The sequence below is a fragment of the Microbulbifer maximicatervae (SeqCode) genome (assembly GCF_052467825.1).
Genome location: NZ_CP174327.1, coordinates 4,644,145 through 4,660,839, shown reverse-complemented (window position 1 = coordinate 4,660,839; position 16,695 = coordinate 4,644,145). Strand labels below are relative to the sequence as shown.

The following is a 16,695-nucleotide window of genomic DNA, read 5'->3' as shown; positions in this document are numbered from 1 at the left end:
TGATCGGCGCCTCTTTTACTGATCGAAGGCTGGAACTTGTCCTTTGTTTACTATGGGGGCGCTGGGAACCTGCCAGATTCAGCTTGCGCTAATTGTCTACGATATTGATTTAGCTGCCGGATGGTATCAAGGGTTGGGGCGGGCTCGCCTCGCTAAGGTCCAATTGCTCGTCAATCTTGTAGAAGTGGGGTTCGCAGTTGCCATTGGTGTTATTGGTTATATGAATAATGTCGGTGGCTACAAATAAATAGCTGTAAGTACTGAAGTGCCCATACCTGCCGGGGCCGTGTAGTTCGCCTTTTGCGATAAGAAAATGACTGCACCAGTCTGCAACCTCAATATCTGGTTGCGAACTGAACCAAATAGATTTGGGTTCGATTACTCTATCAGTTTGAGCTTGTAGAAGCTGGATGTTACAGGGCTCAAAGGTGTTCATTTCTGGCGCTATGACTAAGTTGCCTCTGAAGTACCCAATTAGTTTTCTATCTGTTTGATCAGTACATGTTTCGACGAGGGAAAGGGTGGTAGGAAAGTCCTGGTCTGGGGTGCGCTGGTATTCTAAGCCGCAGTCTCTACTTTTCTCAATAGTCTGTTGCGGTAAGTTATAGCCATCGAATCGCTCTCCCGCACGGCTGGATAGCAGTGGCATCGCTACTAGAAGTACGCGCCTAAAAATTTCATGTTGAAATACTACCCTAAAGATCATTAGGGTGTATTTAATTGTGGGCACAATTATTTTGTACTGTTTATTCTCCCTTTTTGGCTATTGGCATCCAGCCTAAATAGGTGCGGGCATTTTCATAATGATCCATACCCACTTCCCAGGTGGTATTGGTGTTTCCATTAATAGATCTCGTTGATTTCCATATTACCCGTACATAGCCGCGGCTGGTGGCATCCCCTTTATGGGGCAGGCGTTCGCGGCAACTGATCCACTGTGGGAGTTCTGGAGTGGCCACTTTGTCTGTTATTGAGGGGGAGTGATTGATCAAATGATTACTCCTTTTGAAAACAGGGTTTTTATTGGAATTTTCTAAACCAGCTTTCTAGCTCGGCAGCTTCTGCTCACTGCCTAATCGCTTCGGATGAGTATAGTTGCTGTTCGTGATTTCTGCCGCCTGATAAGCTCGGTTACTACGGAAAGTAAAGGTTAGTTTGTAAAGCGCTAGAGGGCGCCATACTAAAGTTGTTAACACCCTTGGATCTGGCACTTGAATAGTGCGGGCGGAACTTACTACTAGGTGGAAGGAAAGAATACACCGCACTCGAGACACGCTGTGAATACATCCCTGTAAGCTCCTAATCGGCATCCATGCCTCATAGGGTCCCAAGCGCGGTGTATTCTTTCCTTCTCCCTTTTTAGTAAGTGGCAGGTAAACCCTTTATGGAACGGACTGGGATGATGCTAAAAGTGGCTGCTCTAGTCGTGAGTATTTTTGCGCTGTTATGGATATTGATCGCTGCGGTTAACTCTGAAGTAAGTAGCGCTGGAGGGGGCAAGCTATCCACCAACCCCTTTGAATATTGCGCGGCAGTAGTGAATGACGATAACCCAGTTAAGACTTTTACTGGACCGGCTATGCCACAGTCAATTGTTGATGGTATCAGAAGAGCGGCCAATCTCGGTGCAGAAGCGCCCGAAGATTGGGTCGCGAGGGGGACCTATTGGCGATGTATGGATGGAAGTGTCTATGCCTGCTTTGTTGGAGTTAATCTCCCCTGTGATGAGAGGGCTGACACCAGTCGGGAGCCGAGTAGTGCCATGCTTTCCTATTGCAAAGATAATCAAAGTTCCGGGATTATCCCTGCGGTAGTGGCTGGCCGTGCCTCTATGTTCGAATGGCGCTGCAAGTTGGGTGCCCCGGAAATTATCAGGCAGATTTCTAAACTCGATGCCCGGGGCTTTTTGTCTAATTACTGGTATCGGTTAGATAGGCCCGTTTCTGTTGAGTAGGGAAAGCCTATAATCAGAACGCTTTCTCTTCCCGCCTATCTATAAGTTATCCCTGTCCTTCCATCTTTTCATTGTCCATGCGCTTGGCGAGTTTGTGGCCTTCGTCCGACTGCCCGATTTTCCAGTAACTGGAGATATAAATATGGGTTTTGGGGATTACTCTTTCCTGCTTAAAGAATTGCCGTAGGGTACGCATGCTGTCGAACTCACAGGCGGCCCATACGGAGGCCTGTCCATCGAGCCAGGTTAGTGCCTGTAATTTTTCCAGTAGTTTCTCGCCGGATGGAGCCGGATTGATAATCCAGTGGATTTGCAGGTTCTCTGGGTGTTCCAGCTCCTGAATGTCAGCTTCACTGGAGACCTCAATTAATGCGTAACCCTTTGCATCCTTGGGTAGCTCTGCAAGGTTTACGCTGATGGCTGGCAGTGCAGTCATGTCCCCCAATAGTAAAAACCAGTCTGCCTCGGGATTGGTCATTTTTTTGGGGCCGGGGCCGTGGGTTAAGATCGTATCACCAGGCTGCGTTTTAAGTGCCCAGCTTAGAGCGGGCCCTTCGTGTTCATGCAGGGCGAAGTCGATATCAATTTCAGTTTCACGCTGGTGTCTGATGGTATAGCTTCGCAATAGCGGACGCTCGCTTCCAGCTTGTGGAAACAGAAATTTGATATAGGCGCTTTCCTGGTTGGGGGCGAGAGTTTTTAGATCATCGCCACCGAGGGTGATGCGCAGCATATTTTCAGTAATTTGTGTCCTGCGAATAACGACCAATTCTCTGGTAACTTTCTCGGCCATAGGGTTTAGCTCCTTTCGTCAGGGGTGGAGTGCTCTTTCATATTGGCGACCATAACGCTGGCAATGCGGGCGAAGTTTTCAAGCTCTTCAGTACTCAAGTTGCGAGTCATTTGTCTGGCCACTTCAGCTTCTTGTCCGCTTACTTTTTCCAGCGTGCTTATTCCGTCTGTAGTTAGTGTCAAAAACTGGCTGCGCCGATCATTGGGGTTGTCGGTCTTTTCGATTAGCCCCGAGTGCACCAGGTCGTTTAGCACTCGTGTTACTTGGGCTTTATCCAAATTCATCCGCTGGGCAATTGACCGGGCAGTACTCAGTGGAAATTTAAAGACACCTTTGAGTACCCGTATATGACTCACCGGCAAGCCAATTCGCTGCTCCTGTATGCCAGCTCGCAAACGCCGTTTGTAGGCGTGAATAAGCTGGTGGAGGGATTCATTGATTGCGGTATCTTTCATGGCGCCATGCTAACTGGTTGATAGTGTCAACTTTATTCATATTGGTTGACACTGTCAACTAAGCTCGGATGGAAGGAGGTTGGGTTGATAGCCTGTGGAGGGTAATTTGGATGGGGGTGCAGGGAGGCTGGGAAGGGGGTATCCCCTTCCCGTGAGCTTAATTAGGTGCTACCAAGTCAAGCTGATATCGGTTCCATCAAACTTTACATCTGAATCGTACACATACTTCAAGGTGCCTTTCCAGAAGGAGCCGTGCCATTCCCAGTCGGCATCGTAACTGACTTCATTGAGCACCTTCTGTCTAAAGGCATCAAAGCTCCCGTAGCGCTCTTCACTTCCCATAATGACGACCCAGGTCTGCTCGTTCCAATCACAGGTCACAGTGTTGGAGTCACCATTGCCACAGGGGTAGCGGACGGCTACGTATCCATCGTCTTCCCTACCAAACTTCCAGTTACCGCTGCGGGACTCCTCCTCGAACTCTTCGGGCCACTGTAGTGCGACATCGGAGCCGCCGGAGTGAAACAGTTCTATCTCCGGGTAGGGGTTGTATTGGATCACGGCAACATTGTTTACCTGCTTTATTTTCGGCAGGTGGTCATTTTGCATGGTGCTATTGCCGTCGCCGACTTTTGCCCAGATAGACTGGGAACCGGTGGTGGCTATCCAGGGGGTTTGTTGGTAGCCCTGGCGGCCTCCCCAATAATTCTGGATGGAGTGCATCATAACTCCGCCATCTTTGTACATGGAAAAGTTGGCCGAGGAGAGTACGGAGCTGCGGCTGAATACAGCCCCCGCCTTGGCGGCCGCAGGGGCGGCTGCTTCGGATAGTCCCAGGAACTGGTCAAATGCTTTGAGCCCCTCATAACCTTCGAGTTGGTATTTGCTGGCGAACCAGGCGGTATCCGCTGCGACATCGGGGTGGAAGTAGGCTCCCTGGCTCCAATAGAAGGGTACGCGCTCTTCCCGGGGAAAGTCTGCATAGATCTCGTTTCTGGCATCTCCCAGCGAATGGCCGACTGAATAATTTATGTTGAGATCTTTACCGAAATATTCGAAAACCTCATCGGTGATTTCCAAACCTGATGTGGCGAGCATTACGCCGGCGGGACTGGGGGTGCGTACTGACTCTTTGCCCAGACCTGTCAGGAGGTAGATAATCCGGTTGATATTCCCTCCGGACCCATTGCGGCGGTAGCCGTCATTACTACGCCCGGCTGCGGCGAAGTTGATCCCCTGGTCGTTGGTCACCAATAAAATATCTTGCAGCAAGCGATGAGCAGCGCCGATTGCAAGTTCACGGATTTCCTCATCCTCTGCAAAGTCTACGAGGTTTAGCAGTGCCGAGAGGGTATAGGGGTAGTAAACAGGGGAGTAGAACTCATAGAAACCATATTGGTTCTTAACTTCCAGATAGCGCTTTAGGCGCTTATAAGTTCTGTCGTCCTCAAATGCCCCATATTTCTCCTGGAGGAGATATTGGGCAGAGGTGTACATGATCATATGGTTTTCTGAAGCAAAGACATGGTCACCCGTCCCGCCTTCTTTAAACCAGAAGTGATAGCCGTCGAGTGCGGCAAAGAGTTCGTCTTTTATTTCGGGGCGGAAGAATAAGATGCGAATTAGGCGGGTGAGAGTGAAGTCAGAATTTTTCTTGCCGCCGTTGCGGAGTACATCCAGGTTCTTATTTAGCGCATCCCAGTTGAGATCATCACCGGTGTATGCCTGAAGTACGACGGCAGTATCGTTGGTAGAGGTGACTCCTTCCTCAATATATTGCAGCTGCCTGTCAATATAGGCGTTCTCATCAAAGGACTGGGCTTGAGACGTCGCTGACTGGATCGCCAATCCTAATAAAATCGGGTACAGCACTCCTGCTGATGGCACTTTCATAAGTACTAGTTCCTATTTGGTTTTAATTGATTTATAAAATAAATACAAACGTACCACTTATCTATTACATAAATTTGGCGCTTGAGAAGCTAGTTATTTTCTTTCGGGATTAGTTGCAAAAACGATCAGCGGATATTGCTGGTTCTCAAATTGAAAATATTTTTTAAGTAGTCATTCTTGAGAGGTAGGGGGCTAGTGCTTTATCTAATTTTTCTGGCGTTTCTGCTGTGTCTAATTGGTACGCAGACGTACTCAAGATAAATCTGGTTTATGCTCTGTATTATTGGGTAGGTAAAGTAGAAAAGTTACTCTGTAATCTCGGGTGGGGCTGTGATTCGTGCGTTAGGCTATTTTCCGTTGAGTGACGATGGTTCTTCTATATTGTGGTGTGATTCGCCAGTAAATATTGCAGTGGCCCTACAACTCTAGGAGAGGGAGATGAAAAACCTACTAATATTCTTCGCAGCCGGAAGTCTCGGTGCTTTGGCAAACAGTATTGCGGTGTGGCTATTTGGCCAGTTGGGGATTAATGCCGCTTTTGGCGTGTCAATTTCCCCTCCTCTATCTCCTGAGTGGCTTTATCCTCGTATTGTTTGGGGTGGCTTGTGGGGACTGCTATTTATTCTTCCATTCTGGTCATCAAAGTTACTTTTAAAAGGAGCTCTTCTTAGTTTGTTTCCCTCTGTATTTCAATTGTTTGTAGTTTTCCCTGTGATGGCGGGGAAGGGTGTTGCCGGATTTGAGTTGGGAGTCTTAACACCAGTCCTGGTGTTGTTTTTCAATTGGATTTGGGGTGTTGTTACTGCCCTAACTATTAAGGCTGCTCGGTAATAGAGTGTTAACTTTGTGGTGGTAGGCTTGGCGCTATAGAAATGTTGGCCGTTGTTACTTCAGGGGCAGTTTGACCTCGCTATATCGCTTTTCTCCTGCAAACTATCGATCTTATGTCAAGGTTGTACGTTACTCATGTAATCTATCTATTTCGTATCAAAGTTATTCGAATGGGGAAGTTGAACGTGGGAAAAACGGCAAAAATCTGTAGCCTTATCTGCTCTATGATAATTCTTGTGATGGGCTTTATTATACCTTCACAAGCAGCTGAGACTAAGCGGATACTAATCGTTGCTTCTAATCTTCAGGATATGGGTGATCCAGAGAAACACGATGCAAGAAATAATTTGTGGGAGTACGCTCCGCCTTACCATATTTTTGTTTCCCATGGGTATGACGTGGACTTTGTTTCGCCAAAAGGTGGGGTGGTCCCGTTTATGATGGATCCACTGGGGATTAGTAGTTACACCATCAAACATGAAGGTTTTTTAGAGCGGGCAAATAGTTCACTAAAGCCTGAGCAAGTAGTTATAGAGAATTATGCAGCTGTTTATATCGGTGGAGGCTATGGAACCTTGTTTGATGTGGCATCTAATCGTGAGCTGCTAAATATTATGGGAGGGATTTACCAGAAAGGGGGAGTTGTGGGCAGCTGTGGCCATGGGGCAGGTGCGTTTGCAGATGTGAAACTGAAAGATGGCCATTATATGGTAAAGGGCAAGAAGGTTGCCGGTTTCCCAGACTCTACAGAAAAAGAGAAGTCTTGGGCTAAGCAGGGTACTTTATTACCGTTCTTGGTAGAGGAACGCCTTCGAGAGAATGGAGCCATTATTATTAATAAGGGTAATGTTGCTGATAAGCATGATGTAATATCTGATCAGCGTATAGTTTCTACAATGTTTTTACCTTCTTCTGCGCTGGTTGCAAAAGAAATGCTGGGTTTAATCGAGAGCAACTAAATTGCTCCAGTACTTTATTGTGTATTTTCTCTATCGTTAGGCAGTCATTCTGCGGGTCAAGCTCTAACGAGTTTGGCTTCAATGCGACCAATCTCTACCTGTTAGTCTAAATATGCTATAACGCGGGTAACTAACTCGGGATCACTCGATCGCCCTGTAGCTAAATCTTGCCTCTGCATATTTATCTACCATTCTTTCTAAAGGGAACTGGAATCGGCGGCAGTGAATATGCGTCCATTTATTGTATTAATAATATCGGTAACTTTGGGGAAGCTGGCCTATGTGTTTAGCCCCTCTCTGGGGAACAATGTAATAGTGGCCTTATTGGCTCTATTGGGTGCAGTTCCCTATTTGTTAATGCCGATTAGATCCGAGTTTTTCAAGGCGCAAATTCTTCAATGGGCTAAACAGAATGATATTGGCGTTTTGAGACTCGAGAGCAGGGGGTTTTCCAAAGGACGATTGTTTTGGCGTGTATCTGATGCGCAAAGCGTCTTCTGTGTTACCTCAAGAGAAGCCACTTACTGGGTGGCCTGCGGCTCATGGCTGCTGGGTTCTTATAGTCGGAAGCTAATCATATATAAAGAGGTTGGGGGTGCCTTGGATTTGATTGCAGCATTTGACGGAGATAGTTGCCAGGCTGAGTGATTCTGATCAGTGCTTACTGGACTAGAAGGTTTGATTTGATATCAGCAATGTGAATATAAATGTATTTTTGTTTGCGATTCATTATAAGAAGCAACCTATCTCGACAATTCTGTAAAGGATTCCCTGGCTGACGAGCAGAAAGTTGCTGATCTAAAGCAGGATATCAAGAATTTACAGGCAGATATTAAACCCCTGAATGCCAGCATCGTTGCGCTGGGTATTGCTGATGCCACTGCTATCTCTCTGGGCACGGTTGCTTCTATCGTGGCTTTTCCGGAGGGCTTGTTGACCTGGTTTGTGATAGGGCCGGCGGTTGCAGCAAAAATTGCTGCCGATCAAAAGAGTATTCAGGATAAACAGGCAGAGATGGACCTGATCACTGCTGATGTATCCACTTTACAAATACTGTCTCAGAGCTTTGGACAGCTAGCAGAAGAAACCCAGCAAGTTGAAGATTATTTACAGGTCGTATTGCAAGAGTGGCAAACACTTGAAAGTAATGTTTCCGGTGCGATAAGTGATATTCAAACTGTGATCTCTGATGAAGAGGGGGCAAACTATACAGCAGTTATTATTGACCTCAGTGAGGCGGTGGTCGAGTGGAATATGCTTATTTCCAAATGGGAAGCCTTTTTATTGAGCTCAACGTGAACAATGCAGATTTGAAATTTGGGATGAGTTCAGAACAGGTTAAATCTGATTTTTCTGCTGGAAGCACTGTTGGTGTGAATCAATATTATAATACTCTATAAGAAGTATTTTTTAGTTTTACTGAAGGCTTACCTAAAAGGTAAGCCTTTTTTGGCTTTTGATAGGGGGTACAGGTTCGCTTTCTAAGGTGGTTACAGAATGGCCATCGATTTTTATCTGGGGCTCACGCCATTTCTATGGGCACATTTCAAATCGTGTATTTGTAAGCGATTCTAAATTGTTCATCTAATGTTTTTGAAAGCGCTGAACTGAGATACTATAGTCGCACTTCTGCAGCCCCTGAAAGCGTACAAGCCACATGAGTGATATTTATAAAGCCCCTAAAAGTGAATTAAATACAAGTAAGTACCACTCTTTGATTGAGAGGTTACTGAAAGAACAGAGTATGCCCCTCGCGATATTTGCGGTGTTGTTAGGTACTTTGGGTACGCTCGTTTTGCTCTCATTTGCCCGCGGTATTATCCCTTTGTATGTTTATGTGATCCCTGGATTTATTGCCGGCATCCTCGTTAAGTTTATGGGGCGGCCTGTTACAGCATCCTACCGTGTGATTCCTGGGTTATTGAGTGGGGTGATCGTCTCTATCTGGGTGAGCTTAGGGGGGATTTCTATTTATACATTTTTACTTCCACTACTAAACATCTTGTGTTGCTTGGCTGTGTCAAGGCGCCGATTAAACTATGAGGAGGAGAAAGCGTTGTATAAGTATCGGCATGGATTGGTAAAGTTGTGATAATGATTATCTCAGCTTGGTTGTTTAGAGGTCGTATTTAGTTCTATAAGTACGACCTCTTCAAAGGCTCTGGAGGCCGAAACTACTCCTTGTAACGAATGTCAGTAATATAAAAAGTCTGCCACTTTTCCCCCTGGCGGATATCCACTTCATCATCGAGCTTGCGCCCTAATAAGGCACGGGCAACGGGGGAGTCCATGGATATCAAGCCTGCTTTTACATCGAATTCATCGGGTCCCACAATGCGGTAGCAAACACTCTCACCCTCATCATCTTCAAGCGTTACCCAGGCTCCAAAAAAAACCTTTTCTTTATCGTCCGGTATTCGATCTACAACAGTAATCTCTTCGAGGCGCTTAGTGAGAAAACGCACGCGGCTGTCGATTTCCCGCAGTCTTTTTTTACCGTAGATATAGTCTGCGTTTTCCGAGCGATCTCCCAGCTTGGCGGCGTCGCTAACTGCCTGGGTTACCCGAGGGCGCTCCTCCTCCCAGAGGCGCTTAACTTCGGCGCGCATACGCTGCGCGCCCTCTGCGGTGATGTAGCGGGAGCCGCGTGGACGCGGCGGTCTCCATCTTCCCATAGTATTTTTTTAACTCTTTTTAATTCAATATTATTTAATTATAGGTTTTCGATGGTAATTCCCGGGCCGGGTTCCGCGAGCGGGAAATTAAATATGCGGCTGTAGAATTCAAGCTCTCCCTCCAGGGCCAACTTGATACTGTCGCCACTGCGGAACCCATGCCCCTCATTGGCAAATGTAATATAGGACACCGGAATACCTCGCTCCCTCAGGGCACCCACCATGGTTTCGGCTTGGTTGGGTGGCACTACCTTGTCCTCCATGCCCTGGAAGAAAATCACGGGGCAATTCAGCTTTTCCACATCGTTAATGGGGGAGCGCTGAAGGTAGACTTTTTCTGCGGAAGGCCAGGGCCCTACCAGTTTATCTAGGTAGCGGGACTCAAACTTGTGGGTGTCTTTGGCGAGGCTGCTCAACTCTCCAATTCCATAATGGCTGGCTCCCGCTTTAAAGGTATCGTGGTAGGTCAACGCTGCCAGGACTGTGTAACCGCCAGCACTACCACCTTTGATCAGCAGGCGATTGGGGTCGGCGAGCCCATCTTCTACCAGGTATTCTGCACCAGCGCAGACATCTTCCACGTCATAGATGCCCCATTTATCGGCGAGGCGGTCCCGATACTCGCGGCCATAGCCGGTACTGCCGGAGTAGTTTACGTCAAGAATGGCGAATCCCCGGCTTGTCCAGTATTGAACTTTCAGGCTGAGGCCTGCTGATGTAGCGCCGGTGGGGCCCCCATGACTAAATACAATCAGCGGTGGCTTATCGTCACTAGGTGCTTGGAAGTTGGGGTTGTGGGGTGGGTAATAAAACCCGTGTACCGCACGATCATCCACTTGGAAAGTGACGGCTTGAGCGATGGAGAACAAATCGGTTGGCAGCGAGCTGCTATTGCTACTGGCAATCTGTTCCGTTTTACCCGTCTTCTGGTTAAAGCTAATAACAGCGGGAAAGCTCTCTGCACCTGCGGCAATCATCACCCCGCTGCCATTTTCACAGTGCAGGCAATCGATATCACAATAAGGCTGCGGAAGAGTTTGATGCTCTCCACTCTTTATATCGACCTTGCCAAGGTGCCAAGTGCCATTCTGGGTGTAAGTACAGAGGATTTCCGTGGAGCTAATGAAGCCGTAAGTGGACATCCCAAATACCCACTGCGGAGTGGCAAATTCTGCTTCTTTTTTCCACAAGGATTCGCTTTGTCCCAGCCTATATAGGTTCCACCAGTTGTTGCGATCGGAGACATAGCAGAGTTCGCCTTCAGGAGACCACTGAGGCTGAAAGACGGATTCATTCTCACCGCCTGCTACTTGGGTAACTTCACCGATATCCCCCGCCTGATCGAGTTTGGCGATACAGAGCTCTGTCGCGTCCCAGGGGAGGTTAGGGTGGTGCCAGCGCAGAAATGCGAGTCGATCACCGGCCGGATTCAGGGTTGGGTTCGAATAAAAGTCTGCCCCTTCTTGAAGGATTATCGGTGGATTAGCCAGTGGATTGTCTAGATCTACAGCGATAATGCGTGCACGGGGCTCCTCGCCCTGCTGGTGGCCACTGGTATCCTCCTCGACACAAATTAATCGATTTCTCAGGGGATCGATAATCAGATCGGCGTAGCGGGAGCTATTTTCTGCAGTGATTGCTTCGGGGATCGCATTGTCGAGCTTCATACGATAAATGCGCTGATCTTCTGCCAGTACAAAATAGACGGTGTCACCGTATACAAGATAACTGCCGCCTCCGTATTCATGGGCTTTGGTGCGTACGGCGATTGGGGCGGGGGTGAGATCTCTGCGCCCACTCTTTGGGCAATATTGCACCAGTACATTCCTGCCTTTTTCAGACGGGCGGGACTCCAGCCAGTAATAGCGGCCATCTACTAAATTGGCTTCTGCCAGGCGAACGCTGCCCTCCACGAGAAGTTCTGCGTTGACTGCAGATTTCCAGCTGCCGTAAGGGGCGATGGTTGGAGTGATAGTCTCGCTCATGAGGTACTTACTTCCTTATTGGGTTATTTCGCATTCTGCCGAGATGAATCCGGGGAAACAAGGTGCCTTGGCGGGGTCCCTATGATAGTCTCGTAAAACCAAGCAAGCGCTTGGTGCTGTATTTTGTCGATGCACTATCCAGAATCAGCTCTTCCACTCGCCCTGGTCCTCTTACGATCAGTTGGTGTTGTAGGAGCAACGCGCACACGCTGGATAGCCCTGTAAACAGCGGCCTTAACAAAGATAATTCAGGAGAGCCAGCGATGTCTGATGAAGTGGTGATTACTTGCGCCCTAACCGGAGTGCTTACCAACCCCCAGCAGCACCCGGTCCCGGTAACCCCCAAGGAAATGGCGGAGTCCGCCCGTGAAGCCTACGATGCGGGGGCTTCCGTTATGCATGTTCATTTCCGCGCGCAAGAGGAAAACAAAGGCCATTTACCCACCTGGGACCCGCAAATAGCCTTGGAAATTGCCGATGCAATTCGCGATAAATGCCCTGGCGTTATTCTAAATTTTTCAACTGGCACTATCGGACGGGATCAGCAAGGTCCTTTGAGTTGTGTGCGTGCCGGTAAGCCGGAAATTGCCGCCTGTAATGCGGGAAGCCTGAACTATTTAAAGGCGCGATCCAACGGCACCTGGGCTTGGCCACCCATGGTATTTGATAACCCAGTCGATAAGGTAGAAGAGCTGTTGGCAGTTTGTCGGGAGACCGGTACCCGCCCGGAATTTGAGTGCTTTGATATCGGTATCGTTCGCTCTGTGGGAATGTATGCGGATGTAGGGATGGTGGATGTGCCCAACTACAACCTGGTGATGGGAGTGGCTTCAGGTATGCCTGCCGATCCCGATTTGCTGGAAATTATTCCAAAATATATGAAGCCCGGCAGCTTATGGCAGAGCACAGTGATCGGCCGTGAGGAAATCTGGCCGGTGCATCGCAAGACTGCAGAATTGGGCGGCCATTTGCGCACTGGAGTTGAAGATACCTTTTACTTGCCGGGAGGAGAGCGGACTTCAGGGAATGGTCAATTGATTGAGGCTCTTGCGGCTGTAGCTGAAGAGACTGGGCGAAAGGTGGTGTCACCGAGTCGGGCGCGAGAGATTTTCTGCTAAAAGCAGCATGCGCCAATGATTGCGTCCGGCCCCTTGCTGCGGAATTACTTTCCGAGGCTGTAGACTGTCAGCTATTACTTTTCTTCCTTTTGGGCCGCATCAGAATACTGATGCGGCTCTGTTATATGGAGCCGATGGGCTCTGTTTTTCCAGCATTAACTCCAAGGTGACTAGTAGATTGGCCTGCTAGTCTTAGAGCCAAATAACAGATTTGTTTAATAACGATAAGTTGTCCTGGGAGTGGTCAATGCAAGGGTTTCTGGATCATTTCACTACCTTGATCGAGTGGGCAAACCTGCTTGCCTGGGGTGGCGTCGGTGGCATCTGGTGGCTTGGAATCTTGATTTTAGGATTGCTGCCGGCGGGGCTCTACTTTTCTATTCGGACTCGCTTTATACAATTTCGTCACTTTGGTCATATGGTCAAAGTCATGATTCGTGGCATCCATAAGGAAAATGAAAATTCAGTAACCGCATTTCAGGCATTTGCCACTAGCGCAGCTGCGAGAATCGGCACCGGAAATATTGCTGGTGTGGCTGTGGCTATAACCGCTGGCGGGCCCGGAGCGGTGTTTTGGATGTGGCTGGTGGCCTTGCTGGGGATGGCCACCAGTTTGGTGGAGAATACTCTCGCGCAAACTTACAAAGAGCGCGGTGATGTTCCCGGAGCATTTCGTGGAGGGCCTGCCTATTACATTGAAAAGGGGCTGGGACCACAGTGGAAATGGCTGTCCCTGACTTTTTCAGTTTTTCTCATGATTTGTTACGGATTTACCTTTAATGCTGTGCAGTCAAATACGATGGCTGCCGCATTGTATGGAGCTTGGGGTGTAAGCCCTTTATGGGTGGGTTTTTTTATTGCGCTCTTTGCCGGGGTTATTGTTTTTGGCGGTATTCGTTCAATTGCGCGCTTTGCCGGTATTGTTGTCCCTTTTATGGCAATTGGTTACTTGTTGGTAGCTTTCTATGTGTTGGTCGCCAATATTGCTGAATTACCTGGGGTGCTGTTGGAAATTCTGGCAAATGCCTTCGGGTTTCAGGAGGCTGGGGCGGGGGCCTTTGGTGCGGCGGTGGCCAATGGAATCAAGCGGGGCTTGTTTTCCAATGAAGCTGGACTTGGCTCCTCGCCCAATGTCGCTGCTGCTGCAGATGTAAAACACCCAATGGTGCAGGGATACGTGCAAATGGCATCGGTATTTCTCGATACCATTATTATCTGTACTTCCACGGCAGCAATTATCTTGGTGGCAGATGTCTTTATGGTCGGTAATTTGGAAGGGGTTGAGTTAGTTCAAGACGCACTGGCGAGTGAGGTGGGTACCTGGGGAAGTAGTTTTATTGCTACTGCATTGATGTTTTTTGCCTTTACATCAATTATTGGTAACTACTATTACGGTGAAACCAATATTTATTACCTTTACCACACCCGAACATCCATCTTATGTTATCGGCTATTGTTTTTAATGTTCGTGCTTTTTGGGGCTTGGGTGGCAGATACGGGAAGTGCGGAAAACTTTGTCTTTCTTTGGCGTATGGCCGATGTCTCGATGGGTTTTATGGCATCGGCAAACCTTATAGCTATCTTACTTTTGTCTGGTGTGGCCTTTAAGGTAATGGCAGATTACGAGAGTCAGTTGTCTTCCGGGGTGCGTGAGCCGGTGTTCAATGGAAGTAAATTTAAAATAAAAGGCATTGAGCACGATGTTTGGGGTTGATACCAGTTTGAGGTTGATACCAAGAGTACTCAATGCCATCCAGTTACAAGCTGGGCTTGTGCATCGCCAGATAGAAAATAGCGACTACTTGCAGGAAGGCAAGTACACAGGCAGTGATTCTAATTGGATTGGAAAAGTTGGGGCGCAGAGCAAAGACGCCAGCAATAATGTAGCCAAATACCAGGGCTACTTTCGCACCTAGCCAGGGCGATGTGCCCGGGTTCCAGCTGCCGAGAATCACCAGTCCGGCAGCCGCAGCTAACAGCAAAGTGTCGTTGAGGTGTGGCACCCAGCGCAGAGGGCCATTTCGCCAGCCCGTGTTGTGGCTGAACTCCAATCCCACTCTGATGGTAAACAGCAGGATACTGAGCGCTGCGGCGGTCATGTGGACGTGTTTTATAAGGGCATAATCAATCATGGTTATGATCTGGCTGTATGTTGACCAAGGTGTTCTGTGTACCTTCCAGACAAAGGGAAGGTGTGATTCTAGCCGCCAAAGCATAACGACATGCTGTGGTCGGATGCAATATGCAAAGCGGGGAAGGCAATAAACCTACTGATAGCGATATCTCATAAGTTAATACTGCTAGCAGTAGGTACACAGATCATATCTGTCAGTTTGCTTTGGTGGGCCGGCCTCAGGTTTTGGTGCTGGCGGGGCCCATATGCGCGGGATTAGTTCAGGTTTCTGATCTGGCCATACTTCATCCGTTGGGCTACGCCATGTTCAGCCCGAATCATATTTTCGTTAATGGCTAGCGGGTCAGTAGGTACATTACCGTCATCGTCACTGAGCCCGACAGTGGCGATCTCCTCACGCAATTCCATGGAGCCACCTACCCAAATCCAGCCGCTAGTTCTGGTTGAGATCAGGTTGTTGCGGTTCGGGATAGTTATATTGTTATAAACAATATTTAGACCGCCATTGGCAATACGGGCCATGGTTAAGGGAGCGTTTTGCTGGCGGAGCACTCTACCCATGGGTGCCTGGCGTTCATCCGCCAGGAAAGTGGAGTTTGCGCTGCCCGACAGGTATCGCCCGCGATTACAGCGGTCGGCGTGAACCAATTCATGGGCCAGGGTGATATAGCTTGGGCAATTCCCCATTGCTACGGTGCCGTTGTTGGCCAGGTTGGCGGTTTGCAGGGCTGTATTGTTCCACATTACAACGCCGCTGGAGCCGCTGCTCATCACTTTGGCCATAAAGCCTCTGTCCGGGCTTACTAGTGGGAGGTAGCTCTTAAAGCCGCTCCATACCTGATCCATCAGCCACTGGTCGGGACGAAATCCGAGAGCGTGGTGCTCAGTAATTCTGGTGTCGTGGCGGCTGGTAATTAGTCGGCGTAGCAGAGTGGTGCTGTTTGCCCTCAAGCCAGCTGCAGTCAAAATACCAATTCCCTCTGTAATTCGCAGCACATGTCGCCCCCCGGTTCGGTATCGCTCCTGTGTATAGGTAAGAGCGGTACCGACACCGCCGACAAGAGTATTCAGGGCAGCCCTTACTTGTGTGATAAACGTGATATTACTGGAGTCAATGCAGAGTCCCATTGTTATTCTCCTGTCCTGCTCGCAATACGAATTATCGTGGCTGAGAAAAGCTGTGACTTTTTGAAGTTTCTTAAATGGAAATTAATACGTAAGCAGCATAAAGCTAAAGATATTAATCGATATGATTTTGATAATAGTGTTCTGTACTTGCCTAGAATTTTTGAACTGAAAAGTTCTCTTTGGTCAGGTTGTATATTTTGTAAGCGAGGCAGGATGGATTCCTGGAAAATTAAAATTTTTTTTGTAATTTTTTTGAAATACATCTTGTAACTATCTAAATGATTATTTTAGGGATGCCTCTACGACTCTACTCCCAACTGGTACGTTTTGCTATATATTTTATTTTCCATGATGATTATTTTAATAAATTTAAATAATTGCTTGTTGAGCAGTGTTGGAGTGCGCTATTTGGTAACTAATGTGCTTGTCTGCTTTTGGGTACTGCGAATTGCTAAGTTTGACTTGCATTGTGTGTTTTCTTGGTTCTGCTTGGGTCTCAAAGGATGTGGCTGTGACGTATTAAGGAAGGTGTTTAGGGTGAGGTGTGGGGTTAACCATTAAATTAGCGCTGGTGTTATCTGTTGTTGCGGTTTTGATTCTGGTATATGCAACTGTTTCCTATAAAAAATATAAATGGGTAGCGATTGAGTATCCTGTTGATGTTACAAAAAAGGGGAGAGTGAATTTAACTTCCGATCGCAACTAAGTGTGCCCTACGAGCTGGAGTTGCGGACAGAAAGGGTACTTGATTTTCGCGAGCAAAATTGTCG

At 48.0% G+C, this 16,695-nt stretch carries 17 protein-coding genes; 9 read left to right on the top strand and 8 right to left on the bottom strand.

The features are described from left to right. The first annotated feature begins 43 nt into the window (after positions 1 to 43). Positions 44 to 247, top strand: coding sequence for a hypothetical protein (locus ACJJII_RS20525; protein ID WP_444917549.1), 204 nt, complete (start codon positions 44 to 46; stop codon positions 245 to 247). A gap of 499 nt (positions 248 to 746) precedes the next feature. Here ACJJII_RS20525 and ACJJII_RS20520 read toward each other — a convergent pair whose 3' ends face one another. Then, positions 747 to 992 (bottom strand): hypothetical protein, encoded by a 246-nt coding sequence (locus ACJJII_RS20520; RefSeq protein ID WP_444917548.1) that lies wholly within the window; start codon positions 990 to 992, stop codon positions 747 to 749. 392 nt (positions 993 to 1,384) lie between these two features. On the opposite strand from ACJJII_RS20520, the gene ACJJII_RS20515 reads away from it, so the two are divergent. Beyond that, positions 1,385 to 1,954, top strand: a complete 570-nt coding sequence (locus ACJJII_RS20515) for a hypothetical protein (RefSeq protein ID WP_444917547.1) — start codon at positions 1,385 to 1,387, stop codon at positions 1,952 to 1,954. Positions 1,955 to 2,000: 46 nt separating this feature from the next. Here the strand turns inward: ACJJII_RS20515 and ACJJII_RS20510 are convergent, their stop codons facing one another. The 3 genes from ACJJII_RS20510 to ACJJII_RS20500 form a co-directional block, all read right to left on the bottom strand. After that, positions 2,001 to 2,747 (bottom strand): siderophore-interacting protein, encoded by a 747-nt coding sequence (locus tag ACJJII_RS20510; RefSeq protein WP_444917546.1) that lies wholly within the window; start codon positions 2,745 to 2,747, stop codon positions 2,001 to 2,003. A gap of 5 nt (positions 2,748 to 2,752) precedes the next feature. After that, complete coding sequence (locus ACJJII_RS20505; RefSeq protein ID WP_444917545.1) at positions 2,753 to 3,202, bottom strand: MarR family winged helix-turn-helix transcriptional regulator; 450 nt, start codon at positions 3,200 to 3,202, stop codon at positions 2,753 to 2,755. A gap of 168 nt (positions 3,203 to 3,370) precedes the next feature. Continuing rightward, the gene (locus ACJJII_RS20500; RefSeq protein ID WP_444917544.1) at positions 3,371 to 5,095 is read right to left on the bottom strand and encodes a hypothetical protein; all 1,725 of its coding nucleotides are present in this window, start codon (positions 5,093 to 5,095) and stop codon (positions 3,371 to 3,373) included. Positions 5,096 to 5,533: 438 nt separating this feature from the next. On the opposite strand from ACJJII_RS20500, the gene ACJJII_RS20495 reads away from it, so the two are divergent. From ACJJII_RS20495 to ACJJII_RS20480, 4 genes are all read left to right on the top strand, one after another. After that, the gene (locus ACJJII_RS20495; protein WP_444917543.1) at positions 5,534 to 5,926 is read left to right on the top strand and encodes a hypothetical protein; all 393 of its coding nucleotides are present in this window, start codon (positions 5,534 to 5,536) and stop codon (positions 5,924 to 5,926) included. Between the two features lie 185 nt (positions 5,927 to 6,111). Continuing rightward, positions 6,112 to 6,885, top strand: coding sequence for a type 1 glutamine amidotransferase domain-containing protein (locus tag ACJJII_RS20490; RefSeq protein ID WP_444917542.1), 774 nt, complete (start codon positions 6,112 to 6,114; stop codon positions 6,883 to 6,885). Between the two features lie 933 nt (positions 6,886 to 7,818). After that, entirely contained in the window at positions 7,819 to 8,184 is a 366-nt protein-coding gene (locus ACJJII_RS20485; protein WP_444917541.1) for a hypothetical protein, read from the top strand. A gap of 358 nt (positions 8,185 to 8,542) precedes the next feature. Beyond that, positions 8,543 to 8,977, top strand: coding sequence for a hypothetical protein (locus tag ACJJII_RS20480; RefSeq protein ID WP_282932369.1), 435 nt, complete (start codon positions 8,543 to 8,545; stop codon positions 8,975 to 8,977). A gap of 82 nt (positions 8,978 to 9,059) precedes the next feature. Here ACJJII_RS20480 and greB read toward each other — a convergent pair whose 3' ends face one another. Next, the gene (greB, locus tag ACJJII_RS20475; protein WP_444893530.1) at positions 9,060 to 9,560 is read right to left on the bottom strand and encodes a transcription elongation factor GreB; all 501 of its coding nucleotides are present in this window, start codon (positions 9,558 to 9,560) and stop codon (positions 9,060 to 9,062) included. 38 nt (positions 9,561 to 9,598) lie between these two features. Further along, a complete protein-coding gene (locus tag ACJJII_RS20470) occupies positions 9,599 to 11,545 on the bottom strand; it encodes a S9 family peptidase (RefSeq protein WP_444917540.1) in 1,947 nt (648 codons plus the stop codon). A gap of 263 nt (positions 11,546 to 11,808) precedes the next feature. Between ACJJII_RS20470 and ACJJII_RS20465 the strand changes: the two genes are divergently transcribed. Then, positions 11,809 to 12,663, top strand: a complete 855-nt coding sequence (locus ACJJII_RS20465) for a beta-keto acid cleavage family enzyme (protein ID WP_444917539.1) — start codon at positions 11,809 to 11,811, stop codon at positions 12,661 to 12,663. A gap of 247 nt (positions 12,664 to 12,910) precedes the next feature. After that, positions 12,911 to 14,377, top strand: coding sequence for an alanine/glycine:cation symporter family protein (locus ACJJII_RS20460; protein WP_444917538.1), 1,467 nt, complete (start codon positions 12,911 to 12,913; stop codon positions 14,375 to 14,377). A 43-nt stretch (positions 14,378 to 14,420) separates the two neighbouring features. Here ACJJII_RS20460 and ACJJII_RS20455 read toward each other — a convergent pair whose 3' ends face one another. Next, complete coding sequence (locus ACJJII_RS20455; RefSeq protein ID WP_444917537.1) at positions 14,421 to 14,795, bottom strand: SirB2 family protein; 375 nt, start codon at positions 14,793 to 14,795, stop codon at positions 14,421 to 14,423. Positions 14,796 to 15,052: 257 nt separating this feature from the next. Further along, complete coding sequence (locus ACJJII_RS20450) at positions 15,053 to 15,925, bottom strand: M91 family zinc metallopeptidase (RefSeq protein ID WP_444917536.1); 873 nt, start codon at positions 15,923 to 15,925, stop codon at positions 15,053 to 15,055. A gap of 544 nt (positions 15,926 to 16,469) precedes the next feature. Between ACJJII_RS20450 and ACJJII_RS20445 the strand changes: the two genes are divergently transcribed. Next, a complete protein-coding gene (locus ACJJII_RS20445) occupies positions 16,470 to 16,631 on the top strand; it encodes a hypothetical protein (RefSeq protein ID WP_444917535.1) in 162 nt (53 codons plus the stop codon). Positions 16,632 to 16,695: the final 64 nt, after the last annotated feature.

Excerpts from the sequence above, each read along its gene's own strand:
- ACJJII_RS20460 (WP_444917538.1), top strand. The coding sequence starts at position 12,911 with ATGCAAGGGTTTCTGGATCATTTCACTACCTTGATCGAGTGGGCAAAC.
- ACJJII_RS20480 (WP_282932369.1), top strand. The coding sequence starts at position 8,543 with ATGAGTGATATTTATAAAGCCCCTAAAAGTGAATTAAATACAAGTAAG.
- greB (WP_444893530.1), bottom strand. The coding sequence starts at position 9,560 with ATGGGAAGATGGAGACCGCCGCGTCCACGCGGCTCCCGCTACATCACC.
- ACJJII_RS20510 (WP_444917546.1), bottom strand. The coding sequence starts at position 2,747 with ATGGCCGAGAAAGTTACCAGAGAATTGGTCGTTATTCGCAGGACACAA.
- ACJJII_RS20465 (WP_444917539.1), top strand. The coding sequence starts at position 11,809 with ATGTCTGATGAAGTGGTGATTACTTGCGCCCTAACCGGAGTGCTTACC.
- ACJJII_RS20500 (WP_444917544.1), bottom strand. The coding sequence starts at position 5,095 with ATGAAAGTGCCATCAGCAGGAGTGCTGTACCCGATTTTATTAGGATTG.
- ACJJII_RS20505 (WP_444917545.1), bottom strand. The coding sequence starts at position 3,202 with ATGAAAGATACCGCAATCAATGAATCCCTCCACCAGCTTATTCACGCC.
- ACJJII_RS20455 (WP_444917537.1), bottom strand. The coding sequence starts at position 14,795 with ATGATTGATTATGCCCTTATAAAACACGTCCACATGACCGCCGCAGCG.
- ACJJII_RS20450 (WP_444917536.1), bottom strand. The coding sequence starts at position 15,925 with ATGGGACTCTGCATTGACTCCAGTAATATCACGTTTATCACACAAGTA.
- ACJJII_RS20515 (WP_444917547.1), top strand. The coding sequence starts at position 1,385 with ATGGAACGGACTGGGATGATGCTAAAAGTGGCTGCTCTAGTCGTGAGT.
- ACJJII_RS20470 (WP_444917540.1), bottom strand. The coding sequence starts at position 11,545 with ATGAGCGAGACTATCACTCCAACCATCGCCCCTTACGGCAGCTGGAAA.
- ACJJII_RS20495 (WP_444917543.1), top strand. The coding sequence starts at position 5,534 with ATGAAAAACCTACTAATATTCTTCGCAGCCGGAAGTCTCGGTGCTTTG.